At 60.1% G+C, this 26,771-nt stretch carries 22 protein-coding genes and 1 pseudogene; 14 read left to right on the top strand and 9 right to left on the bottom strand.

The features are described from left to right. Positions 1 to 3: 3 nt before the first annotated feature. The 4 genes from RPF88_RS33080 to RPF88_RS33095 all read left to right on the top strand — a co-directional run bounded on the left by RPF88_RS33080 (position 4) and on the right by RPF88_RS33095 (position 5,943). A complete protein-coding gene (locus RPF88_RS33080) occupies positions 4 to 264 on the top strand; it encodes a hypothetical protein (protein WP_337124093.1) in 261 nt (86 codons plus the stop codon). 189 nt (positions 265 to 453) lie between these two features. Beyond that, positions 454 to 2,754: a peptidase domain-containing ABC transporter gene (locus tag RPF88_RS33085; protein ID WP_063174076.1), complete on the top strand. Its 2,301-nt coding sequence runs from the start codon at positions 454 to 456 to the stop codon at positions 2,752 to 2,754. A 20-nt stretch (positions 2,755 to 2,774) separates the two neighbouring features. Then, entirely contained in the window at positions 2,775 to 4,178 is a 1,404-nt protein-coding gene (locus RPF88_RS33090) for an HlyD family type I secretion periplasmic adaptor subunit (RefSeq protein ID WP_337123977.1), read from the top strand. 46 nt (positions 4,179 to 4,224) lie between these two features. Then, the gene (locus RPF88_RS33095) at positions 4,225 to 5,943 is read left to right on the top strand and encodes a tetratricopeptide repeat protein (protein WP_337123978.1); all 1,719 of its coding nucleotides are present in this window, start codon (positions 4,225 to 4,227) and stop codon (positions 5,941 to 5,943) included. 368 nt (positions 5,944 to 6,311) lie between these two features. Here the strand turns inward: RPF88_RS33095 and RPF88_RS33100 are convergent, their stop codons facing one another. Together RPF88_RS33100 and RPF88_RS33105 are read right to left on the bottom strand one after the other, a co-directional pair. Continuing rightward, a complete protein-coding gene (locus RPF88_RS33100) occupies positions 6,312 to 7,013 on the bottom strand; it encodes a Crp/Fnr family transcriptional regulator (RefSeq protein ID WP_024505426.1) in 702 nt (233 codons plus the stop codon). A gap of 162 nt (positions 7,014 to 7,175) precedes the next feature. Then, the gene (locus tag RPF88_RS33105; protein ID WP_024505425.1) at positions 7,176 to 7,457 is read right to left on the bottom strand and encodes a hypothetical protein; all 282 of its coding nucleotides are present in this window, start codon (positions 7,455 to 7,457) and stop codon (positions 7,176 to 7,178) included. A 380-nt stretch (positions 7,458 to 7,837) separates the two neighbouring features. Between RPF88_RS33105 and RPF88_RS33110 the strand changes: the two genes are divergently transcribed. Then, the gene (locus RPF88_RS33110; protein ID WP_024505424.1) at positions 7,838 to 8,710 is read left to right on the top strand and encodes an FkbM family methyltransferase; all 873 of its coding nucleotides are present in this window, start codon (positions 7,838 to 7,840) and stop codon (positions 8,708 to 8,710) included. Between the two features lie 101 nt (positions 8,711 to 8,811). Here RPF88_RS33110 and RPF88_RS33115 read toward each other — a convergent pair whose 3' ends face one another. Further along, a complete protein-coding gene (locus RPF88_RS33115) occupies positions 8,812 to 11,118 on the bottom strand; it encodes a mannose-1-phosphate guanylyltransferase/mannose-6-phosphate isomerase (protein WP_024505423.1) in 2,307 nt (768 codons plus the stop codon). Positions 11,119 to 11,131: 13 nt separating this feature from the next. Then, a pseudogene (locus tag RPF88_RS33505) lies at positions 11,132 to 11,290 on the bottom strand (phosphomannomutase/phosphoglucomutase); the annotation flags it as partial. 295 nt (positions 11,291 to 11,585) lie between these two features. On the opposite strand from RPF88_RS33505, the gene RPF88_RS33120 reads away from it, so the two are divergent. The 3 genes from RPF88_RS33120 (at position 11,586) to RPF88_RS33130 (ending at position 14,873) form a co-directional block, all read left to right on the top strand. Then, positions 11,586 to 11,921 (top strand): hypothetical protein, encoded by a 336-nt coding sequence (locus tag RPF88_RS33120; protein ID WP_024505421.1) that lies wholly within the window; start codon positions 11,586 to 11,588, stop codon positions 11,919 to 11,921. Between the two features lie 173 nt (positions 11,922 to 12,094). After that, on the top strand, positions 12,095 to 13,912 hold the full coding sequence (locus RPF88_RS33125) for a GumC family protein (protein WP_050580535.1): 1,818 nt from the start codon (positions 12,095 to 12,097) through the stop codon (positions 13,910 to 13,912). Positions 13,913 to 14,078: 166 nt separating this feature from the next. Continuing rightward, positions 14,079 to 14,873 (top strand): sugar transferase, encoded by a 795-nt coding sequence (locus tag RPF88_RS33130; RefSeq protein ID WP_024505420.1) that lies wholly within the window; start codon positions 14,079 to 14,081, stop codon positions 14,871 to 14,873. A gap of 12 nt (positions 14,874 to 14,885) precedes the next feature. Here RPF88_RS33130 and RPF88_RS33135 read toward each other — a convergent pair whose 3' ends face one another. Next, entirely contained in the window at positions 14,886 to 15,116 is a 231-nt protein-coding gene (locus RPF88_RS33135) for a hypothetical protein (protein ID WP_127219079.1), read from the bottom strand. Positions 15,117 to 15,243: 127 nt separating this feature from the next. Here RPF88_RS33135 and RPF88_RS33140 point away from each other — a divergent pair, with 127 nt between their 5' ends. Continuing rightward, entirely contained in the window at positions 15,244 to 15,381 is a 138-nt protein-coding gene (locus RPF88_RS33140; RefSeq protein WP_164769510.1) for a hypothetical protein, read from the top strand. Positions 15,382 to 15,485: 104 nt separating this feature from the next. Here RPF88_RS33140 and RPF88_RS33145 read toward each other — a convergent pair whose 3' ends face one another. Both RPF88_RS33145 and RPF88_RS33150 read right to left on the bottom strand, forming a co-directional pair. Next, complete coding sequence (locus RPF88_RS33145) at positions 15,486 to 16,793, bottom strand: polysaccharide biosynthesis/export family protein (RefSeq protein ID WP_337123979.1); 1,308 nt, start codon at positions 16,791 to 16,793, stop codon at positions 15,486 to 15,488. Positions 16,794 to 16,806: 13 nt separating this feature from the next. Next, positions 16,807 to 17,679 carry a glycosyltransferase family 2 protein gene (locus RPF88_RS33150; RefSeq protein ID WP_337124090.1) on the bottom strand — a complete coding sequence of 291 codons (873 nt, stop codon included), beginning with the start codon at positions 17,677 to 17,679 and terminating at the stop codon, positions 16,807 to 16,809. 244 nt (positions 17,680 to 17,923) lie between these two features. On the opposite strand from RPF88_RS33150, the gene RPF88_RS33155 reads away from it, so the two are divergent. Continuing rightward, positions 17,924 to 19,156, top strand: a complete 1,233-nt coding sequence (locus RPF88_RS33155) for a glycosyltransferase (protein WP_442921318.1) — start codon at positions 17,924 to 17,926, stop codon at positions 19,154 to 19,156. Here the strand turns inward: RPF88_RS33155 and RPF88_RS33160 are convergent. After that, positions 19,149 to 20,339 carry a glycosyltransferase family 4 protein gene (locus RPF88_RS33160; protein WP_337123980.1) on the bottom strand — a complete coding sequence of 397 codons (1,191 nt, stop codon included), beginning with the start codon at positions 20,337 to 20,339 and terminating at the stop codon, positions 19,149 to 19,151. The two genes, RPF88_RS33155 and RPF88_RS33160, sit on opposite strands and share 8 nt — an antisense overlap. Before the next feature lie 134 nt (positions 20,340 to 20,473). Here RPF88_RS33160 and RPF88_RS33165 point away from each other — a divergent pair, with 134 nt between their 5' ends. The 4 genes from RPF88_RS33165 (at position 20,474) to RPF88_RS33180 (ending at position 25,416) form a co-directional block, all read left to right on the top strand. Continuing rightward, positions 20,474 to 21,751 (top strand): glycosyltransferase family 4 protein, encoded by a 1,278-nt coding sequence (locus RPF88_RS33165; RefSeq protein WP_024505414.1) that lies wholly within the window; start codon positions 20,474 to 20,476, stop codon positions 21,749 to 21,751. Positions 21,752 to 21,790: 39 nt separating this feature from the next. After that, positions 21,791 to 22,897: a glycosyltransferase family 2 protein gene (locus tag RPF88_RS33170; protein ID WP_337123981.1), complete on the top strand. Its 1,107-nt coding sequence runs from the start codon at positions 21,791 to 21,793 to the stop codon at positions 22,895 to 22,897. 231 nt (positions 22,898 to 23,128) lie between these two features. Beyond that, a complete protein-coding gene (locus RPF88_RS33175) occupies positions 23,129 to 24,184 on the top strand; it encodes an acyltransferase family protein (protein WP_337123982.1) in 1,056 nt (351 codons plus the stop codon). 221 nt (positions 24,185 to 24,405) lie between these two features. Beyond that, positions 24,406 to 25,416: a glycosyltransferase family 2 protein gene (locus tag RPF88_RS33180; RefSeq protein WP_337123983.1), complete on the top strand. Its 1,011-nt coding sequence runs from the start codon at positions 24,406 to 24,408 to the stop codon at positions 25,414 to 25,416. A gap of 48 nt (positions 25,417 to 25,464) precedes the next feature. On the opposite strand, the gene RPF88_RS33185 is transcribed toward RPF88_RS33180, so the two are convergent. Next, complete coding sequence (locus RPF88_RS33185) at positions 25,465 to 26,715, bottom strand: glycosyltransferase (RefSeq protein WP_337123984.1); 1,251 nt, start codon at positions 26,713 to 26,715, stop codon at positions 25,465 to 25,467. Positions 26,716 to 26,771 lie beyond the last annotated feature (56 nt).

A 26,771-nucleotide genomic window follows, 5' to 3' on the forward strand; every position in this document is an offset into this window, starting at 1 on the left:
TTCTTGCAATCGCACCCGGCCACCAGCAGCGACACCGATAGCCAAGCCTCGTTCCGGCAGCTCGTTGGCCTGGCTGGGGGTTCGGTGACGAGCGATCTCTTGAACGTTCTCAATACGATCAAGGGCCTTAGTCCGAACCAGAACAAGACATCCGGTGCAACGTCCGACTTGACTTCTGACAAGGGCAAGCAAGGCGCCGGATACACTAACACCGACGACACGCTGAAGAAGGCAATGAAGGATATTCTGAAACCTAATGACTGAGTCCAGGTTGAAGAAAGAACGCGCGGCCCTTGCGGGAACGCAAGTGCCGCGCGTTCACCATTTCCAGGCGGGCAAAGGGCCCGTGCGGCTGGCCTATTTGGAATATAGTGGGTTTTGTCAGCAGTCCCGGCTGGGACGGCTTGCCCGGAGCATCCTTGAACCCTCGCTTGTGGGCCGGAGGGGAAGTGCATGGTGAGCATACCTCTGAACGCCGATGCACGGCCAACCTCGATCCGCGTGGACGCGGAGGCGACTGGCAAGGTTGGCAGCCAGAGCGAGGCGGGGAGGGCACCCGGCGGACCCGCCGAGTTCGACCGGATTGCCCCGCGCCTCGAGGCGGTGCTACGCGTCGCCCGCTATCATGGCGTCGAACTCGACCCGAACGAGTTCAAGGTGGCGAGCGCAAGCCCGGTTCCAAACGCGACCGATCTCTCGCAATGGGCCCAGAACGGCGGCATGTGGTCGCGTGCGCTTCGCATCCGCTGGTCGCATCTTCTGCGCTTCGAGCACACGGGACCGGTCGTCCTGCTGTTCAATGACGGTGGCGCAGGTCTCCTCACCGGGGCCAGTCCAGAGCGGAATGTCGTCTTCCTCAAAAGTGCGGACGCGCCCGAGGATGCCGAAGCCATCGCCATCGACGAGTTGCGGCTGTCGCAGGTGTGGGCGGGTGAGGCCGTGCTGTTGCGTCCAGCGCGATCCTATATCGCGGCCGATGCGCCTTTCACCCTCGGTTGGTTGATCGACCTGGTACGGTTCGAAAGCCGTTCTATGCGTGACATCGGTATCGCCTCGTTCACGCTCAGCCTCCTTACCGTTCTGCCGCCTCTCATGGTCATGACGCTGGTCAACAAGGTGCTGCAGTTCAACAGCGTTTCAACCCTCGTGCTCCTGTCGGCCACAATTGCCGTCCTGTTCGTTTACGAGACGCTCCTCGGTCACGCCCGACGGCTGATCATCAACGTCGTCGGCGCCCGCCTGGATACCAAACTGAACTTGCATGTTTTCAGCAGGCTCCTGCGTCTGCCACTTGATTATTTCGAGCGTCATCCGGCCGGCGAGACGATGTACCATCTCGCGCAGATCTATCGCATCCGCGAATTCCTGACCGGAAAACTCCTCAGCACGTTCCTGGATCTGATCACGCTCTGCGTGCTGATCCCGGTGATGTTCTATATCAACGCCACGCTGGGCTGGATGGTGCTTGCCTGCGCGGGCGTGATTATGTTGATCATCTTCGCCTTTCTCGCGCCGTTGCGCCGCCGCTACCAGCAAGTGGTCGATGCCGAGACCTGGAAGGCGGCGGCGCTCGGCGAAACCGTCGTCGGCATCAAGACGGTGAAGGCGCTCGGTCTCGAACCGCAACGCAGGGCGCTTTGGGACGAGCGGGTGGCGGAAGCGGGCAGGGCGCGCCTTGCCTTCGGGCAGCTTGCCAACTGGCCGCAAACGCTTGTCACGCCAATCGAGCGTGCGATGGTCCTCGGCACCATGCTGATCGGAGCTTATCTGGCGATGAGCGACACGTCTGGCTACATGGTCGGCAGCTTGTTCGCATTCATGATGATCGCCCAACGCGTCGCACAGCCTCTCGTCGGTCTTGCTCGACTGGTCGAGGACTTCGAGGAGGTAGGGGCGGCAATCAGCGAGGCAGGATCCGTCCTCAACCGACCCCTGGAAAGCAGTTCGAATTCCACAGGCCTGAGGCCGAAGCTCGTTGGCGAGATCAGTTTCCGTGATCTGACCTTCACCTACATCGGCACCAACACGCCAGCGCTTGACCGGGTCAACTTCGACATTCCAGCAGGGACGATGTTCGGCATCGTCGGGCGCAGCGGTTCAGGGAAATCGACAATTGCGCGGCTTCTGCAGGGGATCAATCGCGATTACAGCGGTTTTCTCAAGCTGGATGGCGTCGACCTCAAGGAAATCAACCTGCGTCACCTTCGCCAGGGGCTCGGCGTGGTCCTCCAGGACAATTTCCTTTTCCGCGGGTCCATTCGAGACAACATCATCGCCGGGCGCCCCGGCCTGACCCTTTCCGACGCCATGCGAGCCGCTCACCTTGCCGGCGCCGAAGAATTCATCGAACGCATGCCCAACGGCTATGACACCTATATTGAGGAAGGTTCGCCCAACCTGTCGGGTGGTCAAAAGCAGCGGCTGGCGATTGCGCGCGCGCTCATCCACGATCCGACCGTCATGATCCTTGACGAGGCGACCAGCGCGCTTGACCCGGAGAGCGAGGCGGTGGTCAGCGCCAATCTCATGCGCATCGCCAGGGGCCGCACGATGATTATTGTTTCGCACCGGCTTTCCTCGCTGACCGAATGCGACCAGATCCTGGTCATGGATCAGGGCCAGGTCCTCGATGTCGCGCCGCATGCGACCCTGCTCGAACGATGCGCGCTCTACCGCCAGCTTTGGATGCAGCAGAACCGGCATCTTGACAATCGCCAAGCTCGTCTGGCCGCTGTGCCGCCGAGACTTGTGTGAGCATCGGCTTCGGGGCGCCCATGAGCAGCATCACCCATTCCAGTCTTCCCGTCCGGCGCCGGACAGAGCCGAGCGATCCGACGATGCCCGTCATCCTGGAATTCCAATGGCCGTCGACGGCCATCGCCAATGCGCCCGTCCCACGAATGGCGCGCGGCATGGTCTGGATCATCTCAAGCATGGTCGTTGCCCTGATAACACTCTCAGGGCTCATACCGGTCGATCAGGTCGTCTCCACCAGAGGGCTCGTGGTGTCGCAATCGCCGAATATTCTGGTGCAGCCGCTCGAGACGGCGATCGTCCGCTCGATCGAGGTGCGCGAAGGACAGCGCGTGCGAGCCGGTCAAACGCTTGCTCGCCTCGACGCGACCTTCGCCTCCGCTGACCTTGCTGCGCTGACGACACAGGTCTCGACACTTGAAGCCGAAGTGGCCCGTTTGAAAGCGGAAGCCGACGGAAAGCCCTTCAGCTATGACGGTCTGGACCCGAGTTGGACCCTGCAGGCATCAATCTTCGATCGTCGAAAAGCCGTCTACGACGCCAAGCTGTCGAGTTTTGACCGGCAGAGCGATGAACTCAGTTCCGTGATCTCGCGTTCCCAGTCCGATGCTGACGGCTACCGCCAGCGACTGGCCGTCGCGGCTTCGATCGAACGGATGCGCAAGCAACTGGAAGCAAGACAGGTGGGCAGCCGCCTCAATACGCTTCTGGCCGAGGACAACTGGGCAGAGATGTCCCGGGCGCTCGGCAACGCCGAGCAGACATCGGAAGCTGCCAAGCGACAACAGGCGACGGTGGCCGCCGACCGCGATGGCTACATCCAGAGCTGGCGCGCGGAAGTCTCGCAAGGCCTGTCGGAGGCGGGCTCGCGTATGTCCGATGCCCGTGAGCTTCTCAACAAGGCAAAGCTGCGTAAACAGTTGGTTGAGCTGAAAAGCGATGCAAACGCCATCGTTCAGTCAGTGGCGAAGGTTTCCGTCGGGTCGATCCTGCAATCGGGTGACCGGCTGATGACCCTGGTGCCGGACGACGCGGTGCTTGAAATCGAAACGAACATTGTCGGCCGTAGCAGTGGGTTCGTCCACGTCGGTGACCCCGTGGCCATCAAGTTCGACACCTTTCCATATTCGCAATATGGCGTCGCGCATGGCACTGTGCGCACGGTGAGCCCGGATTCCTTCTCGGCCCGGGAACAGGCGCGCGACCCGAACAGCTCGTTGGCCATGCTGCCCCCGGACGCTGACCTGTTTTACCGCACGCAGATTTCCATCGACGAGGTCGCCCTCCATGGCGTGCCCGCAAGTTTCACGATCGTCCCTGGCATGCCGGTAACCGCTGACGTCAAGGTCGGCCGCCGTACCGTGCTCAAGTATATTCTCGGCGCCATACTCCCCCTAGGCCAAGAAGCGATGAGGGAGCCATAGGCTCGGGCGCCGTGCGCGACAAACGGAGGTATGCGTTCTCGCATCGATGGCAATCCTTGACCGCCTGACTGCTTACGGTCCACCAGCGCTGGTATTGCGCCGGGCGATCCAGCTTTCTGACAGCGGCAAGCCTTTAGAAGCCTTTCCGCTGCTGGCAATTGCGGCACGCGCCGGGATTGTCGAGGCCGAATACCGCGTCGCTCGTTGCTATCTCGAAGGTTTGGGTGTGCCGCCAAGCCGGTCGGAAGGCGCGCGTTGGCTGCGGCGAGCGGCCGATCACGGCAGCCCCGATGCCCAGTCGCTCCTCGCCGCGCTTTACGTGGCTGGACTGGCGGCGCAGGAGCCCGACGGCAATGGCTTGGAATCGCAAAGCTTGTTCGAACGGGATTCCTCGCGGGAGCCGGAATTCGCGGCAGCGTTCGGGCTCGCGAAAAAGGCAGCCGAAGCTGGCTCCGCAACCGGGCAGGCAATTCTCGCCTATATCCTTAGCAGAGGCCCCGAAGCGATGCGGGACCTGGATGCGGCGCATGGCTGGTATGAGAAGTCTGCGGCAGCCGGCTGCCCTGAGGGATGCCTGGGCCTTGCTCTTTCCCTCGCCCGGCGCGGGCAGCCTGCGCAGACGGCCAAAGTTGCCGCCGAGGTTCGACGCGCTGCCGACGCCGGTCTGCCAACCGCAATCTACCTTCTTGGGGTCCTGACTGAGCATGGACGCGGCATGCCAGCTGATCGACCGGCAGCCGCGCGACTGTATCAGCTTGCCGCGGAGAAAGGCTTGCCCTCAGCCCAATTCCGGTTGGGATCGGCGCTCATCGATGGTGGCCTTGCAGGGCAAGATATCGCCGCCGGCGAGGCGTGGATGCGGCGGGCCGCATTGGCAGGAAATATTGAGGCAGCCTATCGTCTGGGCGATCGGCATGTGAAGAGTTCGCCGCCAGACTATGCGGACGCCGCAACATGGTACCGACGGGCGGCAAATGCCGGCCATCAGGCTGCCGCCCGTGCGTTGGCATCGCTATATCTTTCCGGAAACGGAGTCGCACGGGACGTCGAAGAGGGAGCGCGCTGGCTGCGTACGTCCGCAAATGCGGGAAATCAGCAAGCGCAGGTCGACTTTGCCAATCTGGTTATCGAAGGTGCAGGCGAGCCTGGCGACCGCGCCAGCATTGCTGGATGGTTCGAGGCGACCGCCTCATCGGGCGATCTGATTGCAGCGTTCAACCTCGGCCTCTGCTTTGCCGAGGGCGTCGGCGTGCGAAAGGACGAGGAGCAAGCTGCCCGATGGGTGAGGCGGGCGGCCGAAGGCGTGGCCGATGCGCAATATGCCTACGCGCGCATGCTTCAGGACGGGCGCGGCGTGGCTGCCGATCTGAAACAAGCCCGTTTCTGGTTTGAGCGGGCGGCCAATGCTGGCATGGTCGACGCGCAGGTGGCGTTTGCCGAAATGCTTCTCAACGGACGTGGCGGCGCCTGTTTGCCTCAGGCTGCCGCGCAGTGGTTCAAGCGGGCAGCCGCAGCCGGGCACGCCGGGGCTATGTTTGCGATCGGTGCCCAGTACGCGAATGGCCAAGGTCTGTCCTTCGACCCGGTCGCAGCGCAGAAATGGTTCGCGGCCGCCGCCGAGCGGGGACATGGCTATGCCCAGCTCATGCTCGGGGGCTATCTCTGCAATGGTCGTGCCGGGGAACACAACCCGGTAGCAGGCCGCCTTTGGCTCGAGCGAGCATTTGCGCAGGGTGTTCAGGAAGCCGCGAATGAACTCTCATAGTTTGCCTCGAAGGCTGGCTCTGCGGGGGCCATAGGTCTGGTGGAAGAGCTACGCTCTGTTTAGGATCCGAGCACCGAGCACCAATTATCGCTCCTGATTGTGGTCCTTAAATTGGGCCGAGCGGACTCGCCGCTGCAGCGGGACGCCAAGGACGGTGTCGTTTAGGCAACCGCGAAGAGATCGCGCCAAGAAACCGAGATTGAATTGGCCGGCGCCTGGCCAGCGGACGCCAGTCGGGATAGGGAGCGGGCCACACGGAACAGATCCGCCGCCGGAAAGTGGATGCTGCCCGGGAAAGCCCGTCCTCGATCTTGCCCGATGGCCGCTACCGGGGAACAAGATTGCTTGCCATCGCATGCCGGGACGTCTCAACCGTCGACATATTCCTGCTCGAATCCAGCAAACTTAGTCAGGCCCTGCTGATCGAGCACACGAACGTGGCCCTGCCGAAATTCGAGAAACTTGCGCTCGCGCAGTTCCCGCAGCATCCGGTTGACATGAATGGGAGTGAGTCCCAGTGCGTCCGCCAGATCGTACTGGGTGAGAGGGCATTCATAGCTGTTGCGCGTGACAGAGCCGATTCGTTCCAGACGCGTCATCAGTTCGAGGAAGAGATGCGCCGTCCGCGCCAAGGCGCTGCGTCGTCCCACATTGGTGAGATGTTGAGCGACAACCGCTGCATTGTGCACGAGGGTTTCGAGAACAAGGGAGAACAGATGGGGCGACTGCATGGCCGCAACGGCAAATGTCTTGGTCGAAGCCACCAGAACTGAAATTTCGGTTTGAGCCACAAACGTTTCAAGAGCCCTGCCCGAGTAGGACTGAGGTAGGACGATGTCGCCTTTCAGTGCAAAATCTAGAATCTGTCGCTGCCCGCCGGCAAGTTCATGAGAAATGCACCCCCAGCCCGACTCGACAATGAACATGCGATCGCAATCCTCGCCCTGATTGACGATGACCGTCTCCGCCAGATAGCGCTTCGGCGTGAATCCCAGCCTTTTGATCAGCGCCGTATCGTCCTCATACGACAGGCGTTTTTCATTCCCGCGCAAAAATGGATGTGGCGTCATTCAGAAGCAACCCCGCCCAACTACTGCCCGAACTACCTCCCTCGCATACACCGTACATTAAAATTGATGTGAAGAATATGCTCCAATGCACTATCGATGACGTGGCAACGGCAGTTTTGGTTGAAGATAACAAGTTTTTCCCGGTCGGCCGATGGCGACAGGTTAAGTCTTATTTCTCTTGAAATTTTCCCGCATGGAATCGACTATTTCGCTGGCGACGAGGCAGCTGCGATTGTCCGCTTGCTCGGCGGCATTTCGTAACGTCATCGACGCGTCCTTAAGTAGCCCTCTAATCTCTGCTGCTGACAAAAGCTCGGACGCTTCGAGTTCCAGCAGCACGGATTCACTCACGTGCAGCGCAGCAAGCGCCACCGCTCTAGGCCTTGTGGCAAGCAGTTTCAGAAGGTCACTGCTGGGTCTCGCACGGACTTTTTTTTTGGCCATCGTTGCGTCTCAACCGTTCGGACAAGATGGTTCACGTCTCAAAGTTACAACGCCTTGACGAATTAACCGCATTTCCATGATCGGGAGAGGTCGTTCAATGTGGCGTCAGGCATCTTCCCAAAGCATACTATCCCGCTTTGAGGCAGCGACACAGAGGCAAGTGCTACCGAATTTGCCGTAGCTACGACGTCGCTATCACCTTGCGGTACCTTGCTGATAAGCGGCGCAGGAAGCATGCCTACGACCGAACCGGGGAGGGCATGATGGCAGGAATATGCATGCGGGGGGTGTGTGCGGGCAATTTGCTTCGGTGGCGAGCCGGCCTGGCTACTCCCTAAGGGTGTATGGAGATTGGCACATCCTCAGGTGATACTGCGACGATGAACCGGACGTTCTACGCCAAGCTCTATCACATTGACGGGCTCGCGCGCGCCATCGGCTGGAGGAAACTGGTCTCAGTACTCCTTCGCCGCGCACTCGGGATCGGCTCGGCGATGAAAGTTCGCTGTGGCGATCATGAATTGCTGATCAGGCCTACCGACAGCGACTTGTTTGTCATGTCACAAATTTTTGGGCACGGCGAATATGAAATTGGAAAGGGTGGACAGAGCGCGCTCAACCGGCTCGCGGCAGGATGGAGACGGAGGGGGATCATACCCGTTATCGTGGATGCCGGCGCTAACGTTGGCTACTCGTCGATTTTCCTCAGAGACCAGTATCCTGATGCTGTGGTGATGGCCATCGAACCGGATCGCCAAACGCATGAAGTCTTACTCTCGAACTGCGCCGGTCTAGAGCGGATCATGTCTGTCTACGGCGCACTCTGGTGCCACGAGGGCGAAGTTGCACTTGTCAACAGCGAGCGCCCATCGTGGGCACGGGGCGTGGCAGACGGAGAAGGCGTGCCGTCGGTCACCTTACGGGGCCTTCTTGCCAGACTGCCCAAGGCGAAATTGCTGATGCTTAAGATGGACATTGAAGGCGCGGAGCTGGAGGCAACACGAGACTGCGGCAAGGTCCTCAAGCATGTGCCGTGCATCATCGTGGAACCACACGACTTTATGTTTCCCGGCCGAGGCTGCCTCACTTTCGTCTACTCGCTTTTGAGCGGAAGGAAGATCGACAGCCTCGTCAACGGCGAGAACCTCATATTCATTGCCTCGGAACTCCTGGCAGCACCGGCAGCCTCACGGCGGCCGACGACCGGGGGAAAGCGAGCGTTGCCGGTGCGCGCGGCCAAGGCTGTGCCTTAGCGGCCACGCCAGGAGCCGATATCTGCGGTCTTCAAGGTTCGGTGCAGACGACCTTCGCCAACCACGGTTCGGCACGAACACCGTATCTCAGGATCGTCGCATCAGGAGCGACCCAGTACCTGCCTCAAACCCGTCTTGCTCACGTCCGAAGCAGGAAGCGGGAAAGGTTCGACTTGGCCTGCGGTCTTGTCCAGATACTGCATCAATGCCGTCACCAGATGGTAGAAGATGCTCGCCGGCACCTCCGTTGCCAGTGACCTTCCGCGCTCGTCAATCCTGTCGATCCACAATCCAAGCGGCGCGGGATCGATGTGCCATCTGAACAGGCGCGCGACACGGGCTTCGATCTCAGCTTTCAGGTCAGGCCCGCCAATGCCATCCAAGGCTACGGCTGCCTTGACGGCTTCGCATTGCGGCCAGCTGCGGGAGAGCCGGTCGAGAGGGATTCCCTGCCGCGATACGGCAGCAAAAGCCAGACCTGTTGTCCGGTTCAATCCACTGGCGACCGCCGATGAATAGAGCTTCCTTGCGTAGGCGACCAAGTCTTTCTGGCCGCTCGCTCTTGCGAAATCGACAAGGAGCGAAGCCCATTCGAAGTGATGCCCCGGTTCGGTCCACTGTCCTTCATCTCCCTGCAACGGCAACCAATCGGCGTCGAAACGTTCCCCAACCGTCCAGCTTTCCTGGTCGAAGAAATGGCTCCGGAAGAGATCGATGATGCGTGCTGCCCGACGCAGATATTCACGGTCGCCCGTGGCGCCATACCAGGCAAGAAATGATTCCAGCATGTGCATGTGTGGGTTCGAAGACCGCGCACCGTTCCAGCCGGGGCTCTCGAGGAACCCGGTCAGACTGTCGTGCTCGAGGTGGGCGTCGATGAAACGAAACGTCTGTTGTGCCAGTGCCAGGGCATCGTGGTGTCCGCATCGGTGAGCTTGAGCCAGCGCCAGGAGCACGCAGGCATGGTCGTAGGCGTCCTCGGTCGGGTCGGCCACGCTGCCGTTGGCATTGAGAGTTCGCACCCACCCGCCGCGGTTCGTGCGGCCGAATCTTGCGATGAAGTCGATACCGTGTTTGATGAGTTTGTCCGCCGGACCAGTCCAGCCACGTTCCTTGGCGACTGCGAAAGCGTAAATCTGGCGAGCCGCAGTGCGCATGCGCTTGGGTTTGCCCAATGGCCTCGCATCGAAGCCCAGGGCCTCATGGAAGCCGCCGTAAACATCGTCGACGCCAGCGGTGGACCACAGCGGCAGGGTTTCTTCGAAGAGCCAGTGCTCCACGCGCTTGCGCCATGAGCCACTGATGATGATCCGGTCTTCGGAGGCAGTAAATTTCGTTTCGAGGCGCCCGCTCTTCTCCAGCTGTTCGACGATTTTTTTCACGTTCTGGCTGTGGCTGACGGGTGCGACGAATACCGCATCTGGCGTCGCCACGATCGCAACATCCTTCATCCCGACCACGGTCAGCAGTCTGCCCTGGCTTCTGAAGTAAGAGTCCTGGCAATCGATGGCGACGATATCGCCCATTGTGACATTGCCGTTGCTGTCCGTGGGGCTGGCCTCCATTAGGGATTGCCATGAGCCAAGGTCGGTCCAGTGGAACGAGGCCCTAACCATTGCGATGTCGCGCGCATGCTCCATGATTGCGTAGTCGATCGAGGTCGAGGGGACGGCCAAGTAGAAGCCTTGTGTCAAATAAAGGCCCGAGACGTCGGTCCGCGCTCCCTTGTAAGCCCGTTCCGCGGCGTCCCAGATGTCGGGCTGGAACTCGAGAAAAGCCTCCCGCATGGTGTCGGCTCGAAAGAGGAAAATGCCGGCGTTCCAGTAGAATTGTCCCGAAGACATGTATTTGCGAGCCGACTTGGCGTTCGGCTTTTCGACAAAGCGCGAAACCGAGGCTACTGCGTCAGCATCTGCCGTGGTCTCGATGTAACCATATCCGGTTTCGGGATGCGTCGGCTTGATCCCGAACACGATGATCTTTCCTGAATCGGCGGCAGGCACGCCGGCCTTGACGGTTTCCCAGAATTGCGTTGTCGTCGATATCTGATGGTCGGAGGGGACCACGAGCACAAGGGCGTCGGCTCCATATTCGGAGATCGTTTGCAGGGTGGCTATGGCGACGGCGGCCGCGGTATTGCGGCCGACCGGCTCGAAGATCGGTCTGCCGCCGTTCAGGCCGAGCGGTACTAGGTCCGAGATAACGCGCTCGGCATGCCGTTCGGAGGCTATCAGGTAGATCGGCGTCTCTCCGTCCGGCCGCGCCTTAAGGCGACGAACAGTCTTGGCAAGCATAGAGCCATCCCCCGAAAGATCGTGGAATTGCTTGGGGTTGTCTTCGCGCGAGAGCGGCCACAGCCGTGAGCCGACCCCCCCGCTCATGACAAAACTTACGATCCGGTCAGACATGGTCCAATTCCTCTCAGAATGTCTGGTTGTAGGCTCCGACCTCTGGATTGCCGCCCAGCACGCCATCGAGAGCCTCGTGTATCTCTCGGCGCCGCTCTGGCGACACAGGCTTTCCACAACCAGGACGATCTCCGCTTTGTTCGACGACGCCCAGCCCCCAGGTGCCGTCCTGAAAGCCCGTGGCTTTGATCGGGGCACTGGTTTTGAAGGCGAATGTGTTTGGACTCGCGTGTCCGACTATGTTCACGGTCACGATTTCCGCTCCGCAGTTTAGCGCCAACAGTCGTAACACGCGCCGCACGTGGCCGCCTTCATGAATTCGAGTAGCCCTATCGCCCTAGCTGCCACCCCTCATCCAATATGAGCATGCCCGCCGATGACCGAAAGGATGTCTCGTGCAAGCATGAGAGTCTTGTATTCTGCAAGGTGCGTCCCCTCTCGGGTGCAACGAGAAAGATGGCTGCAACATGCCGCTGACCGCATTCAGGTTCCCATTCGGCCAGAATGTCGACCAACGGCGGTTCGGTCGCCTGACCCGTCTTCTGGAGGTCATTCAGATGGACATCGAGAAGGAAATCGCGGCACTGCGCCCTTGCGTGGAAAGGGTCACGGACTGTGCTGCGTTCGCCCTGGAAGCGATGGAAAATGGCGAGAGTCCCGAACGCATGTCCGCGCAGATCGGTACTCTCGAGCAGAACCTGGCGATCATCCGCGGACGGCAGGCCTTGCTGGAACAGCAAACGTCATTTGTCGACGCCGCGAGAGCAGCGCTGCCGCGCGTTCTACCGCCCCACGGGTCCTAAGTTTCGCATACGCCAATTGGCGGCATTTACCTTCCGGATCACGGGAGTAATCTTCCGCAGCAGTCTGGGATCGCGGGGCCTCGGCTTTCAATGCAAAGACCGGCCGCATGCAACGGCCGCCTGCATGGAGCGGGCTGCTCTGGGTGTCTGCGTATGCCTGCAGGAGAAGCTGAATGAATCGCATGTTCACCAATCAATGGCCCTCGATGACGGACCAGCAGGCTTCCGCCGGCCAAGAGTTCATTGGGCTCTCCGACATTACCGAATTTCTGCGCCGCTACGCTGGAACTATCATTGCCTGCCTTGCCATGGCTCTCTTGTTGGCGGGGTTTTACAATTCGAGCACCGACCCAACTTTCATCGCCAGCGCGCAGATTCTGATCGAGCCGAAATTGCCGCAACACCTGCAGGAGGGCGGCGAAGTGGATCTGTCACTGGATACTGCCCAGGTGGAAAGCCAGATCGCTGTAATGCAGTCGGAAAAAATCGCAGCGATGGTGCTCGACCAGTTGAAACTCGTCGACGATGCGCAGTTCAATCGTTCCCAGTCTCCGACTTTGCGGGACAGATTGACGAAGACCGGAGCTGTCCTGCTTGACGCCTTGGGGCTGCGGAAAAGCGCCTGGCTGCAGCATTTCGCTCTTAGCGAGCCTGCCGCACCCCCCATGCTGACCGATTTTCAGAAGTTCCGTCGGAGCATGTTGGTTTTCCGCAACGGCCTCGACGTCCGCCGAGTCGGCGTTTCCTACGCGATTGACATATCCTTCACCTCTCCTGATCCCGAGGGCGCAGCCAGGATTGCGAACGCCACGGCCGATGCCTTCGTACGTGAGCAGATCGAAACCAAGACTGACGCAGCCAAGGAAGGAGGCGCGTGGCTGGAAATGCGGCTTCAGCAGCTGCGAGCTCAAATGAATGAGGCCATGGCAAAAGCGCAGCAGTTCCGGTCACGGCACGACTACAGCGTCGGCATTGAAGCCAAAGCAGACGGGACGAGTGCTGAGCCGACGCTCGAAGAACTTGAGGTGACGGCTGAAACCTACCAGAAGATGTACGAGAGCTTCTTGCAGGCCTACACCAACTCGGTAAGCCAACAGTCGTATCCGGTTGCCGATGCAAGGGTCATCACAGCGGCGACGGCGCCGCTCAATCCGAGCGCTCCAAGGCCGAAGTTGATGCTGGCCTTCGCGGTGGTTGCCGGTCTCATTTTCGGTATTGGACTTGCGTTTGTAAGGCACGCGTTTGACTGGACCATAAGGTCGCCACGACAGATCCGCGACAATCTGGGCGTCGAATGCCTCGGAGAACTGCCACCGATCGGCAGAAGATCGGGCCTTGTCGACCAGGTGGCAAGATCTCCGCAATCCCGATACAGCCATAGCCTGAGAAAAGTGCGAACCGAGATCAGCCTTGCGGAAACCAGCCGCCCGATCAGGTTTCTTGGGTTGACTGCCGTATCCAACGACGGTTCGAAGAGTTCGGTGGCCAGCAATCTCGCTACGCTCTACTCGATGTCGGGCCTGAAGACGCTGGTGATTGACGCCGACATCCGGCGCCCGACCATGACCCCCTCGCGGCTTCTGAGCCAGTCGGGAGCCCTCGACCTACCGTGCCAGGACCCTGTCCGTCTCAACATCGTTCGTGCTGCGGGGCGGCCGTTCGACATCCTTTCCAGTTCGACCGTGGACGCCAGACACCTCCTGGCGCCTAGCAAGATGGAGGCGTTCCTCTCGGAGCTAGCCGCTAGTGACCTTGCCGCCAACGGACTTCCTGCCTACGACATTGTCATACTCGACCTGCCGACGCTTGCCTCGGGTGCCGACGAACTGATTGTCGGATCTGTCCTGGACGGCGTGGTGATCGTTGCCGAGTGGGGCAAGACACAGGTCCAGACGCTGCAGGAACTTGTCAAGACGTTGCAGGCCTGCAGGACCCCGATACTAGGCGTACTCTTGGCCAGGGTCCGCGCGCCCAAGCGCCGTAAAGCATGAAACCGTAGCGAGACATTCTCCTTCGGAAGTTGCAAAAAGTCTAGGAGGATCATTCCTTGGGATTAGGGGGATAGCCCCTGAGCGTCACGCTACCTCCTTTGCCCTTCTTGTCGACAACCTCCGACCTTGGAAGAGTGCAACAACAAGTCGAAACAGCGATTGTTCCATGACAACGAACGCCTTCGAGTCACATCAGGCAGCCCCGATCTGGGTTCAGCCATCTCTGCCTATCCCGTCCGACAGCCGAACGGCAGTCCTGCACGTCCTTCCCGCATCCGACAACAACGGTGCCGGGGCAGTGTTGACGGACCTTTCGCCTGCGCTCAGGTTGGGAACGACGAACCCTCCTGTGGGCGGTCTCCTGAAGCGCATCATGGATCTGGTAGTAGCATTCACGGCGCTTATGGTTGCCGCGCCGGTAATGATTGTCGTTGCTCTGCTGATCAGGATGACGGCAGGAGGCCCGGCAGTGTTCTCGCATAGCCGCATCGGCTTTGGCGGAAAGCCATTCGATTGCTACAAGTTCCGCTCGATGGTCACCAATTCGGACGAAGTTCTGAAGTCATTTCTCGACAGCAACCCTCAAGTCAGGTTGGAATGGGAGGAGACCCGCAAGATCAGGAACGACCCCCGCGTCACGGTGCTTGGGTGGATGCTGCGTAAGTCGAGCCTCGACGAACTCCCGCAATTGTTCAACATCATCCGCGGCGACATGAGTTGTGTGGGTCCAAGGCCCATCGTCAAGGACGAACTAAAATGCTACGGCGACCACTTAGGGGAATACCTTCGGGCAAAGCCCGGGCTCACCGGTCTGTGGCAGGTGAACGGAAGAAGCAGCATGGACTACGCCAACCGCGTGAAGCTGGACTGCCAGTATGTGCGGAACTGGTCGGTTTGGCTCGATATCGTGATCCTGTTCAGGACGGTTTTCGCAGTCATACGTTTCGACCGGGCTTCCTGAAGTCCCGCCGTGTCACCTTTCCTTGCGCTTCCGGTGGACGGACAGGGACAGACCGATGATATAGGCGCCAGCCAAGACGAATGACAGTATCAGGAACTTAGTGACGGTCACGTAGCCCGGCAACCCGAGCCCATTCCAGGCAAAGCTTCCGACCACAAGCAGCGCAGTCGCCGCGATCAGCGCAGGAGCCTTGAAGCGCAGTCCCATCAGAACGCCTGCCGCCGATATAGCGATTACACTCATGAGCACCGACATCTCCAGTGATACCCGCAGGAACTGATCGCCTCACTGCGGCAGGGAAGGCATCGTCAGCGTGCCCACTGATATGCGGCCTCAAAGTGCAAGGCAAGTGCCGCCGGAAATTGCTAGCATGGTCGGCCAGATCATTGAACTTGAAGCGAACCAGTTCAAAGAAAGGTGCGCGGCGGTTTTCCGTGTGGAACAGCAGAAAGACAAGCACCTGCAGCGAGCTGGCAGCTCCGCCCACTCTGAACCGTTCTGGCCATGACGCCGGCGCGTTCTTTACCCGTCCAGGCGGCCACCAACGGTCTCGGGTTCGGAGGTCATGTCGAAGGCGTTGCGAGCCGGCACCCGCGCCAATCATGAAGCCTGTCAATTGGTACCTTGAACAGAAACCGTCCCTGCCTGGACGTCGTCCTCTACAGGTAGAGCAGCCAAGCCGGACGGCGGGGCGGGGATATCGATCTTCACGGTATCGCCTGGCTCGATCGGCGTCGTTTCCTCAGCCGTGAGTTCTTGCGAGCCGCTGTCCGTCGTCCTCACGATCTTGAAGATCGGCTTGGCCCTTTCGGCGCGCTCTCTAAGGGCGAGCAGAGCAGGGGCCGTGACCTCGGTATCGTGCAACAACTGCACCGCGGTGTTGGCCTTGCTGGTCACTTCATTGAGCTGCAGTTGCGTCTCGCGCAAGGCAGCAGCGACTTCGCTGGCTTGGCTATTGCCGAGGTTGAGGATCTCGATGTCGGTCTTGCTTATCTCCTGCCTGACTCGCAAGAGCGAGGTCTCGGCAACCAACCTGTCGCTCTGCATCTGTGCGACCGTTCCCTGTAGAGAGAGTTCCCGCGGTGCAACCGCCAGCCCCTTCTGGACAAGGGCCGAAACACCCGCGAGTTCCTTCTGGATAAGTTCGATCTGTTGGTCGTGGAAGGCCATCTGCTGGCCGAGCGAGGTCAGTTCCTTTTCGAGGAAATCCTTGAGTTCGCGCAGGGCACGGAGTTGCGTCGCCATGGCGTCCTTGCGGACGGCGAAGATCTTGCGCTCCTGCTCCATCGCCACCGCGACCGTCTCGTTCGAAGCTCTGTCCTTCAGTTGCGCAGGGAAGGCGATGTCGTCGCTGCCAGCTAGTTCTGATTCCAGCCGTGCTTTGCGAGCGAGCAGACTGACGTTGCTCAGCGCCAACAAACCCACATCGCCCTGACCCACGATGACTTCACGCTCGAGCCTCGACATGTCTTCCTCGCGTGTTCGCAGGCCGCCGGCGATTCCCAGCGCCTGCAGCACCGTCAGCCCGGGCCTGTAGGGGAACTCGCCTGGCTGCGTGACGTAGCCGACAATGTAGAACGGCCTGTACTGGACAATCTCGACAGCGACATCCGGCTGGCGGCCGAGGCCCATGTGCTGCATCAGGCGGTCGCCGATCGCGCGGGCGAGGTCGCCGGGGGCGGTGCCCTGCGCGCGTATCTGGCCGACAAATGGAAGGAAGAGCGTGCCGTCGGCACCGACGACGAAACTGTCGTTGAGAGCCGTCCATTCGAAGATCACGTCGCGTGATGCGCGCCATTCGTAGACCTTGAGCCTGACCTTGTCCTGAGGTCCGAGGAGGTACTCGGCAGCCACCGTCGGCAAGGGGCAGGCAGCCGCCGCCAATGAAGCCGCCGCCACTGTCACAAGCCATTTCTGCATTGTCTTCCCACCTTCAGATTTTCAGGATGTATTCGGGTTCGATTCGTCCCATGGCGATGTGCCGGATCGCCAGCATGTTACCCCTGAGCCTGCCCCTGCGATCGATATACGGCTCAGGCCGCAGGCTCTTTGCGAGATTCGCGGCGATATTCCTGAACATCAGCGGAAGAGCGAAAGAGGCCGGAACGGAGCCCTTCCTGATCAGATAGATCGCATTCGCAACCTGGGAGTAGCCGAACCGCTCGCCGCTGACCCGCCCTGTCTTGATACCGAGATGGACGCCCGTGATCGCGGTCACGCAGACCACGCGGCCTTTGGATCTCATTTGGCTGGTGAAGTCGATGTCTTCCTGCCAGCCGTACAAGACCAGGCGCTCGTCGAAGCGCAAATCGCCCACAAGCGAGGAACGCAAGGACATGTTGCATCCGTATGCTCCGACATGGTCGACCACCTGCGGTCCATCATGTTTTTTGCCCTCGTTTTCCCGCAAGGCGGCTTCGGCATTTTCCCAGGTGAGGCCAGCATTCGTGGCACCGTCCCTGACGACCGTGCCCATCACCACCGCCCATCCGTCATTTTCCACGAAAGCTTTCTCGACCTGCTGCAGATATTCGGCGGACGGAACGAAATCATCGTCGAAGAACGTGATGATGTCGAAGCGCCCCAGGGAAGGTACGAGAGCCCTGTTCCGCTGGGCAGCCAGTCCTTTCGGTCCGAAAACGAGTGACACCTGGAAAGGACAGCTTTCCGGCAGGTCGACATGCGAGGCGTCGGGCGCCGACACTATGACCTCATCAGGAAGCCTCGTCTGGCCGCCCAAATATCCAAGCAAACGCCCGACCTGTCCGCTGCGGCCAAGCGTCGGGATGATCACTATGAGTCTCATGCTCGATCCAGCTTCGGTTCCGCCGAAACCTAGACCGACGAGTGGACCGACACAGCCTGCATAAAAGGAGACGGGAGGAGCCTGGCCTACCGCCGGACACAGGCTTTCGGAGTATCCCGGTGACGGACCACATCCGCAAGTATTAGATGGCCATGCGCCCGTAGCGGTGTGTAGCCGATCGGACAGCTTGCCGGAGCAACGACATGGAATGGAGACTGCCAGCCTTATGAGGCTAGGGGGAACCATGCTCCACGAACGCTCTTCCGATTTGGCCGTCGCTGCCAAGATCGATGTATCCATCGAAGAATTGCCGGCCGCGCCGGGGCCCGGCTTCGACAGCAATGCCAGGATAGCGATCGTTCATGACTGGTGCCCGAATTTCCGGGGAGGGGAAAGGGTTCTTGCGCAAATCTGCAAGCAGTTCCCCAACGCCGAGGTCTTCACGCTTTTCGATTTCCTGCCACAAGAGGTGAAGGAGCAATATTTCCACGACGTGGAATTCCATACGTCTGCGGCCAACCGGATACCGATGGTCCATAAATTCTATCGATCCCTCTTCTTTTTCTGTCCCTTTCTGATCGAGCAATTCGACGTGACGGGCTACGACGCGGTGATCTCGTCGTCGGCCGCCTTCTCGCGCGGCGTCATCACCAGGCCGGACCAGCCGCATCTGTGTTATGTGCACAGTCCCGTCCGCTACGCCTGGGATGAACAATTTTCCTATCTTCAGCAGGGACGGCTTGGTTTCGGCCCCAAGGGAATGCTCTATCGCTACATGCTCCATCGCCTGAGGACATGGGATACGAGAACCGCGCACGGTCCGGACCTGATGCTGGCGAACTCGAATTATGTCCGCTCCCGTATCCAGCACATTTACGGGCGCCAGGCGCGCGTCGTTTTCCCCCCGGTCACACTGGGCGAATTGCCTTGTATGGAGGATAAGGACGATTACTACGTTTCAGCGTCCTTCCTCGCCCCCTACAAGCGCACCGACCTTGTCATCCGGGCCTTCAACGAAATGCCGTCGCGGCGACTGGTCATCGTTGGCGAAGGGCAGCAATCAGCCTGCTTGCGGGCGCTTGCCGGTCCCAACGTCACCTTCTCGGGCTACCTGCCCCGGAAAGACTATGTGGACACCCTGGCGCGAGCGAAGGCGATGGTGTTTGCGGGCTGCGAGGATTTCGGCATAGCGCTGGCCGAGGCACAGGCCTGCGGGACGCCGCTGGTCGCCTTCGGTCGCGGCGGCGCCGTCGACATCGTACAGCGGCTAGGATCATCCTCCGAGCCGACAGGAGTGCTGTTCAAGGCTCAAACGGTCGATCACCTCAAGCAGGCAGTGGAACGGTTCGAAGAGAATAGCCATGCCATTGCGCCGCGCGCTTGCGCCAGAAATGCGGGACGTTTTTCAGAAGAGAACTTCGACCGCGCGATCCTGGAATCGCTAGACGCCGTCCAGGCACTTCACGAGATCATGTGAATTCGGGAGCCCTGACGATCTTCGTTTCCGTATCGACGCCGTCTGCGGCCGCCATCGCCTGGAGATAACGCAGGCCCGTCGCCCTCCAGCTGTATTCCGCGGCTCTCGCCTTTCCCTTGCCCATCATCTGAGCGCGCAGGGCCTGAGAAGTGCGAAGCTGCACGAAACTGTCGAACCATGCGTCCTGGTCGTCTGGGGATGCAAACAGCGCTGCATTGCCGCAGACTTCAGGCAGGCTGGCGCGGTCTGAAACCACGACAGGACAGCCGACGGCCATCGCCTCGAGGGCTGGGAGACCGAAGCCCTCCGTGAGCGAGGGGAAAGCCAGGCATAGCGAGTCCCCGAGGAGGGCCGCCAACTCGCCATCCGAAATGCGGCCGAGCCAGTGGATGTTTCGCGCTTCGGTCCTGGCGGATCCTGACCTAAAGACGCGCGAATCCGACATGCCGACAATCGCGATTCTGAGTCCGGCTTCGCCAAGACGATCAGCCATGTTCAGGAGGAGATCCAGATTCTTGTGAGGTGCGGCACTGCCGATCAGGACAACGGTTTCCCGCGAGGCCGCCAGCCGCGTCTGTGCTGAGTGTTCAGGCTCCCACCGCAAGGCATGCTCATGGCCGTTCGGCGCCACGAAAGCCCGCTCTGCCGGGATGACGTCGCGGCGAACCAGTTCATCCAAGGAGTAGTTGGAAACGGTCGAAATACCGCACGCCGTCTTGCCGAGGGCGGGCAACAGATTCCTGTAAAGAAGTCTAAAGGCAAATGAATAGCTCTGCGGGGCATTCCAGACGTTTGCATCATGGACGCAGACGATATGCTTGCGGGAAAGCAGCGGCCCTGTGTTGCAGAGGCTGAGCAGTCCGCTGCCATCCAGGGATGAGGGGAGCTGCACCTGTTCCCAGGCATGCCCGTTCATGCCGCCGATCTCCCGACGCTCGATGCAAGCCAGGGGGAAGTCTCCGGACCCTGGAGGGTGGAGCAGTGCAAGCTCGAGGCCGCGGGTCAGCGGGTTCTGCTCGGCCAACAAGGTGTCGAGAGCGCGCACGACCTCGCGCGCGTAACGCTGAACGCCTGTTGTCGGCTGCGAAAGAAACCGCCCATTGATCGTCCAACGTCGCGCCATGTCGTCCCCCCTTGGAACTTTCAGTGTGGAACCGTCAAGACGCCAGGTCACCATGGCCATCGGGTCATTCGGCTAAGTGGCAATCATCCGGATTGGCGACGTCGGACAGCGTACCTACCTCGAACGTTTAAGGGCCTTGGTGTTCCTGGGAATGCTAGTCTGCCTAGGGTGCCGGAAGGTCGGGGAAGCTGGACATGGCCAAGCTCGGGTTCGATACGAGGGAGTCGCCGCAACCAAGATCGGCCTGGCCGGCGAACAGACACCGTGCCGACACGCCCTTGGCCAGATCCGCTGTCGCCGGCGCCGACTTCCTGATCGGCCATCCCGCTGCGGTGTGCGCGGACCGGGAAGCGCCGAGACGGCGCTGGACGATAAATGGAGACTTCACGACGCTTCGGCCAACCGGTGTGGCCCGTTACGCCCGCGAGGTCACCTTGGCTCTCGACGCCCTCATTTCAGAAGGGCATCCGCTCGGTCGCGACCTGGAGATTGATCTCGTGGTGCCGCGTCCGCTTTCGGAACCTTTGCGCCTCGATGCCATCCCCGTCCGGGTCGTTCCTGAATTCAGCAGGCCGCGACTGCCGCAATTTTGGGTGCAGGCGCAGTTGCCCTGGCATGTGCCTGGAGGATTGCTGAGCTTCTGCAATCTCGCTCCCGTCGCGCTGAGGCGCCAGATCGCGTGTATCCATGACATGCACACAAGGCTCATGCCGTCGAGCTACGCGCGAGGATTCCGCTGGGCGCACCGCTTGATCCTGCCGGCACTTGGCAGGCAGGCCGCCCGCATCACGACCGTCTCGCAACTCTCACGCAGCCATCTGATCAAGTTCGGAATCGCGCCAGAAGAAAACATCGTCGTCACCTACAACGGCAGCGACCATGCGAACCGGTGGGATGCGGCGAGATCAACTCTGGCCGTCGACCGGAGCAGGCCGTATGTCCTCTGCTTGGGGAGGCGGGACCAGGAATATAAGAACATGGGGCTTCTCGCCAGGCTGGCCCCACACCTCGACGCGATGGGTCTTGACCTGTGGATGCCAGGCGATGTCGACGAGGCCACGCTCCTGAGGTACATCCCGCAAATGCCCGGAAACATCGTCCTTCCTGGCCGCATAGGGGACGACGACTTCAAGAAGGCGCTCGAAGGCGCCCTGTGCTTCCTGTTCCCGTCACGGATCGAGGGCTTCGGGCTGCCGGCGGTCGAGGCGATGGCTTCGGGCTGCCCGGTCGTGGCCTCGACCTCGCCATGTCTTCCCGAAATCTGCGGGGATTCGGCCCTTTATGCCGATCCCGACGACGTCCAGTCATGGGCCGAAGCCATCCGCCTGTTGATGCTAGCCCCAGACTTGCGGCAGCGTTTGGTTACCAAGGGGAACGCCAGGGCGAGCAGTTATTCCTGGCGGTGGATAGCGTGGAAATACCTCGAACTCATGATTCAGGTCGACGCCGATTTCGGGGAGTTCGGCGATTGACCGGCGGCCAGTCTTCGGATTGACCTCCAGGAGAGCACGATGGACGAGAACGACTTGCGAGCATTGGTGGCAGCCGCTCATCGCGCGCGCCGGCCTCGCCGTGTAACCACCGATCCTGGCCGCAGACCGAAACCCGTGCCGACCATTTCGATCTGCATCCCGACTTACAACCGCTCGTCCATGCTGGCGGAATTGTTAGACAGCATCATCGCCCAAGCTTTGGAGGACGCGATCGAGGTCGTGGTCAGCGATGATGCTTCACCGGACAATACGGTCGCCGTGGCCGAAGGCTATAAGGGTCGCATCAAGCACTACACCTTGCTTTCCCAGCCGAAGAACTTGGGAGTGGACGGCAATTTCCTGGCGGTCGTGGAGGCGGCGAAGGGCGATTACATCTGGCTGATGGGCGACGACGACCATCTGGAACCGGGCGGGCTAGCACGGGTGCTGGAAGCGATCCGGCGTTGGCCCGGCGTAACCGGTCTAACGCTAGGCGTGATCGACTATGACGTGACGATGACGCGCCGGACCGGCATCCGTCGGATCCCGCCTACACAACTGATCGCCGATGCCGGTACGCTGTTCGCGACGATGGGTGATCTGCTGGGCTTCATGTCCGCCCTGGTGATAGACCGTGCCAAATGGAATGAGATCGCATCCGAGCCTAATGTCTCGGAATTCAAGAATTACTACGTCCAAGTTTATATCATCGGCCGTGTTGTCGAACGGTTTGGAAAATGGGGCGTGGTCCAAGAACCTTGTGTCGGCTATCGGTCGGGCAACGACCAGTTCAATATCAAGTTCGGATGGCTGGATCGCCTGAAGATCGACGTTGCCGCCTATGATCAGATTGCTTTCGCGTTGTTCGCGGACACACCCGCTGTGTGCGAAGCGTTTCGCCGCCGGATATTTGATACGCACGTGATGGCGCGGTTGAACAACGCTAAAACTGCGGCGGGACGGACCATCGCGGTGAGCGCAGCGATCAGGTACCTGTACGGCCGTTACCATGGAATGCCGCACTATTGGACCCGCGCAGTGCCGACGCTCCTTGCGCCGCAATGGATCCTGCGGAACGCACGGTCCGCCTACAAGCGGCTGTCGCCCAACTCGGGCGCGTTCCGAGCGCGTGAAATGTCCAACTGATAGATAGCGGCAGCGGGGGGTGCTACCAGATTGAGGATCGCGTCAATGGGCGCAAACGATGAAGATCGTGCAGAAGAACGGACAGGCCACCGCGAGGCCGACCTCGTAACAGAACGGTTGAGGGCTGATCGCCGATGCATTGGACCATATGCCTCAAGGGGATGCTGGGGTCCCTGGGGTGGGGCGATCTTCTCAACAATAGGCACGGTCAGCTTCGGACTGATAACCCGGGTGAACGCGGAATACCATCCGGCCGCCCGGACTGCTGGGGCAAGGAGGTTCTGGCACAATCCTCAGCTTTTGAGGCTCATATCCGCCTACGCCATCGGCTACATCCACATGTCCGGAGTGGTGAGCGCCGCCCATATTGAGCCGGGTGTCTTGGACATTTTCCGTTTCGGGACGGATCTGTTCATGGTTCTGGCCGGTTTTCTTACCGCGCATGTGCTTGGGAACAATGGCAGGTCGGCCGGCGCCTATTTGCGAACGAGGCTCATTCGAATCGTGCCCTTGTATTGGGGCGTCACGATTCTCGCATTTCTTGTCGAGAACTACGCGATGAAAAGCCATCAGAGGACCTTGTCCGAGCTTTTCATGTCGCTCGCCTTCGTCCCCTTCGGACCCTACCCCATCTTGTATCCGACGTGGACCTTGCTGGTAATCGTCGAATTCAGCCTGATCATCGCAGCTTTCCAACTCGTCAGCGTGAAATATGGGATCCTCTATTCCGCCGCCTTCGCGGTTCTTCTTGCGGTCGCGGGCGAGACATCAAGCATTGAGAACCCCATTTTCGTATTTTACACCAATCCGATCCTGATCGATTTCGCTTTCGGCATCGTCATCTTCAAGCTTTCCAACTCCGGGCTGTTCCCTTTCAAACTGCCGTGGGGCGGGGCCGTTACCCTCGCGGCGGCGGCAGTCGCCTTCGGAGCCTTAGCAGCAGTCTTGCGTCCTTTCTGTTGGCCGGCGCTGCCCCGTCTCCTCGCGCTCGGCATGCCGATGTCGGTCCTGTTGCTGGGGGTTGTCGCTCTGGAGCAGCTCGGTGTCTTCAGCGACTCCAAGCTCTTGAACTTTCTCGCCAAATGCACTTATGCGATCTACTTGACCCACTGGTTCGTGGCTATCGTATCCGAGAAGCTCGTTGCCGAAAGCGGAGATTCGGCGCGGCTCGCCTCGGTGCTGTTGTTCGTGACGCCCATGGCCGTCACCTGCGTTTCGGTGCTGGTTTATCTTTTTGCTGAAGTGCCGCTGACCCGATATCTCTCCGGCCGCTTCACAGACAGCTGAATGAGACGGAGAGGCTGGCGATGAGGTTGCACCTGCCCCTACGCCTTTGGTCGATTGTCATCCCCTAGCCTTTTAGACGGCATGACCTTCCAGCCGATTTGTTGGAGGATGGGCCCGGAAACCAAGTCTTTGTCCTCGATCGTGGCGTGGTGCCTGTGCTGGCCCACATCAGGTCGCTCCGATAACCAAGGCGACCAATCAGGTAAGGGGAGCCTGTGCTGATGCCCAGCATCAATGTAGTCATACCCTGCTACAACGCTGATCGGTTCCTCGCGCAATGTATACGCAGTGTGCTTTCGCAAGGCATCGACGATCTCCGGATTGTTGTTATCGATAACGCGTCAACAGACGACAGCGTGGAAGTGGCACGCCGACTTGCCGCCCAAGACAGCCGGGTTGAAGTCGTGTGCCACGCCAGGAATGTAGGGCCAATTGCGTCCTTCAACGAAGGCGTCGAGCTTGCGCGAGGAGACTACTTCATCCTTTTGTGCGCCGACGATCTCCTGACAGACGGCTCGCTCCAACGCGCCGTTGATGTCCTCGAAAGCAATCCTGGGGCTGCTTTCGCCATAGGGTCTGATCTCAGCATGATCGAGGGGAAGGATTTTGCCGAACCAAGTCAACCAGATGGATGGCGCGTAACGGCGGGTGCCCGGTTCATTGAAGACTGTTGTCGTCATCTGGGCCATCTGGGAGTGTCCCTGGCCTTGGGAGCGGTGCTGGTCAGGATGACTGCGCAAAAGGCGGTGGGTCACTACCGTGCGTCACTCGCTCACGCGCCCGATTTGGAGATGGTGCTTCGCCTCGCGCGGTTGGGTTCAATCGTGGAATTCGAGGGCGCGCTCGGTATCCGACGCGTGCATGCAGCACAAATAACGGTGGTCCACTTTTCGGACAAATTAACGCAATTGAAAGAACGAGAGGCGGTATTCGCCAGCTTCTTCTCGTGCGAAGGCGCTGCCATGCCGGCGGCATCGGGGCTTCGTCGCATGGCAATGCGCCGGGTTGCCGATGCCGCTTATTGGTCGGCAGTCTCTCATATTGTCCGAGGAAGGACCGCTTGTGGCCTCGAATTGCTTAGATATAGCTTTTCGCTGTCTCCGATATTGAGGGTATTTCCGCCGCTGGGCCATCTTTATCGAACGAAGGGAGCCGTCAGACGGGCCTTGGCAGTGATTTCCGGTCGGTCGGGCTCGTCCACCCGCCAAGTGGAGCATGCGGATACAGCATAGTGCTGATCAAATCCTGTCGAGTGCCACTTTAGAGAGGCGCCCGCCTCCCTACACCATTTGTGATGACAAGCTGCTATCAGCCACCTGGCCTGCCTTGCGGAGCCAAGACAGGAACGGGCCATAGCACACATCGCAGGAAAAGAGGCTGGCGAATACATGCGCGGTACCCTCGGATTTCTGACGCCGAAGTTCCGCATTGCTTAACAGCGCGATGACCGCCTGTGCAAAGTCTGCACCACCATTGGCCACGATCGCTCCCTCATCAAGTTGGTGGGGGTCACCTGCGTCCACACCTATCGAGGTCGTCACGAGGGGGCGGCCGTAAGACATGGCCTCGGCCACCTTTATCTTGACGCCGGCGCTGCCGGAAACGAGCGGGGCCACGACAAGCTGGGCGCGCCTATATTCGGGAGCGAGGTCCGGGAGCGCTCCCACACACTCCAGGCCGGCCGCCGGCGTAACCTCACATGTGAAGGCGGCGGTTCCGACGATGCGAACCCTTGCCGTGGGGCATGAGGTTCGAACAGTTGGCCAGACCTCCTTCAGGAACCACGACAGTGCGGCACGATTTGGCTCTGTGGCATTCCCGACGAAGAGAACGATGGGCTCATTGCTGTCGGGTTGCTTTTCGTGATTGTCGAAGCCCATGCCAAGAGAGATCACGCGTGTCACCCCGAGATGGTTGCGGGCGTAGGAGGCGTCATCCTTGCTGTTGAAACCGACACACTCTGCCGCCTTCAGCGAGTTTGACAATCTCTTTTCCTCAGTCCAATTCTTGTCCGGGCCGGGGGTTGCGCCGGCCTCCCAGCGCGCTGCCCCGTTGCGGTGCTGAAGATGGCCAACAAGTGAGAAAACCCTGTGACCGTTGCGGGAGAGGCAAGGAGCGAAATGCACGGCATCGTGGAACAGTATGACGGCGTCCGGCCGTCCAGCCTCGATACGGTCAAGCACCCACTGAGTCTCTCCCTTGGAAAAGTTCTGGTCCGTCGTTGGGGAAACAGGTGCGGTCTTCCGTCCAAGGAACGATCCGGCCAGATGCCCGGACCGAAGCAACTCCGTGGATAGAAATGTTCTCTGGCCCAATCTGATACTTCGACGAACCTGCCACGAAGAAAACTGCTCTATTTCATATACGCTCCTACAGACTGGACTCCTTCGGCCGCGCGCTATGTTGGATACATACCCGTGTACCTCGTGGCCGGACTTCAGGAGATATCGCCCGAACGCCTGGATATAGGCGCCGTCTCCGCCGAAGAACGCGTCGTACGGATAGCTATGGACGATTGCTATACTGGCCATTTGCCCTCCAAATAGCTTCTCTCTCGGGCCTTCGCCGGTCGAAGTCGCGGGCTGCG

The sequence above is a fragment of the Mesorhizobium sp. ISC11 genome (assembly GCF_037162595.1).
In the GTDB taxonomy this organism is placed as follows: Bacteria; Pseudomonadota; Alphaproteobacteria; order Rhizobiales; family Rhizobiaceae; genus Mesorhizobium; species Mesorhizobium ciceri.

Coding starts and splice junctions, on each gene's coding strand:
- RPF88_RS33155 (WP_442921318.1), top strand. CDS start 17,924: ATGCTCCACGAACGCTCTTCCGATTTGGCCGTCGCTGCCAAGATCGAT.
- RPF88_RS33100 (WP_024505426.1), bottom strand. CDS start 7,013: ATGACGCCACATCCATTTTTGCGCGGGAATGAAAAACGCCTGTCGTAT.
- RPF88_RS33120 (WP_024505421.1), top strand. CDS start 11,586: ATGCCGCTGACCGCATTCAGGTTCCCATTCGGCCAGAATGTCGACCAA.
- RPF88_RS33185 (WP_337123984.1), bottom strand. CDS start 26,715: ATGGCCAGTATAGCAATCGTCCATAGCTATCCGTACGACGCGTTCTTC.
- RPF88_RS33095 (WP_337123978.1), top strand. CDS start 4,225: ATGGCAATCCTTGACCGCCTGACTGCTTACGGTCCACCAGCGCTGGTA.
- RPF88_RS33130 (WP_024505420.1), top strand. CDS start 14,079: ATGACAACGAACGCCTTCGAGTCACATCAGGCAGCCCCGATCTGGGTT.
- RPF88_RS33135 (WP_127219079.1), bottom strand. CDS start 15,116: ATGAGTGTAATCGCTATATCGGCGGCAGGCGTTCTGATGGGACTGCGC.
- RPF88_RS33085 (WP_063174076.1), top strand. CDS start 454: ATGGTGAGCATACCTCTGAACGCCGATGCACGGCCAACCTCGATCCGC.
- RPF88_RS33115 (WP_024505423.1), bottom strand. CDS start 11,118: ATGTCTGACCGGATCGTAAGTTTTGTCATGAGCGGGGGGGTCGGCTCA.
- RPF88_RS33165 (WP_024505414.1), top strand. CDS start 20,474: ATGGCCAAGCTCGGGTTCGATACGAGGGAGTCGCCGCAACCAAGATCG.
- RPF88_RS33110 (WP_024505424.1), top strand. CDS start 7,838: ATGAACCGGACGTTCTACGCCAAGCTCTATCACATTGACGGGCTCGCG.
- RPF88_RS33105 (WP_024505425.1), bottom strand. CDS start 7,457: ATGGCCAAAAAAAAAGTCCGTGCGAGACCCAGCAGTGACCTTCTGAAA.
- RPF88_RS33090 (WP_337123977.1), top strand. CDS start 2,775: ATGAGCAGCATCACCCATTCCAGTCTTCCCGTCCGGCGCCGGACAGAG.
- RPF88_RS33170 (WP_337123981.1), top strand. CDS start 21,791: ATGGACGAGAACGACTTGCGAGCATTGGTGGCAGCCGCTCATCGCGCG.
- RPF88_RS33125 (WP_050580535.1), top strand. CDS start 12,095: ATGAATCGCATGTTCACCAATCAATGGCCCTCGATGACGGACCAGCAG.
- RPF88_RS33145 (WP_337123979.1), bottom strand. CDS start 16,793: ATGCAGAAATGGCTTGTGACAGTGGCGGCGGCTTCATTGGCGGCGGCT.
- RPF88_RS33140 (WP_164769510.1), top strand. CDS start 15,244: ATGGTCGGCCAGATCATTGAACTTGAAGCGAACCAGTTCAAAGAAAGG.
- RPF88_RS33150 (WP_337124090.1), bottom strand. CDS start 17,679: ATGAGACTCATAGTGATCATCCCGACGCTTGGCCGCAGCGGACAGGTC.
- RPF88_RS33160 (WP_337123980.1), bottom strand. CDS start 20,339: ATGGCCATGGTGACCTGGCGTCTTGACGGTTCCACACTGAAAGTTCCA.
- RPF88_RS33180 (WP_337123983.1), top strand. CDS start 24,406: ATGCCCAGCATCAATGTAGTCATACCCTGCTACAACGCTGATCGGTTC.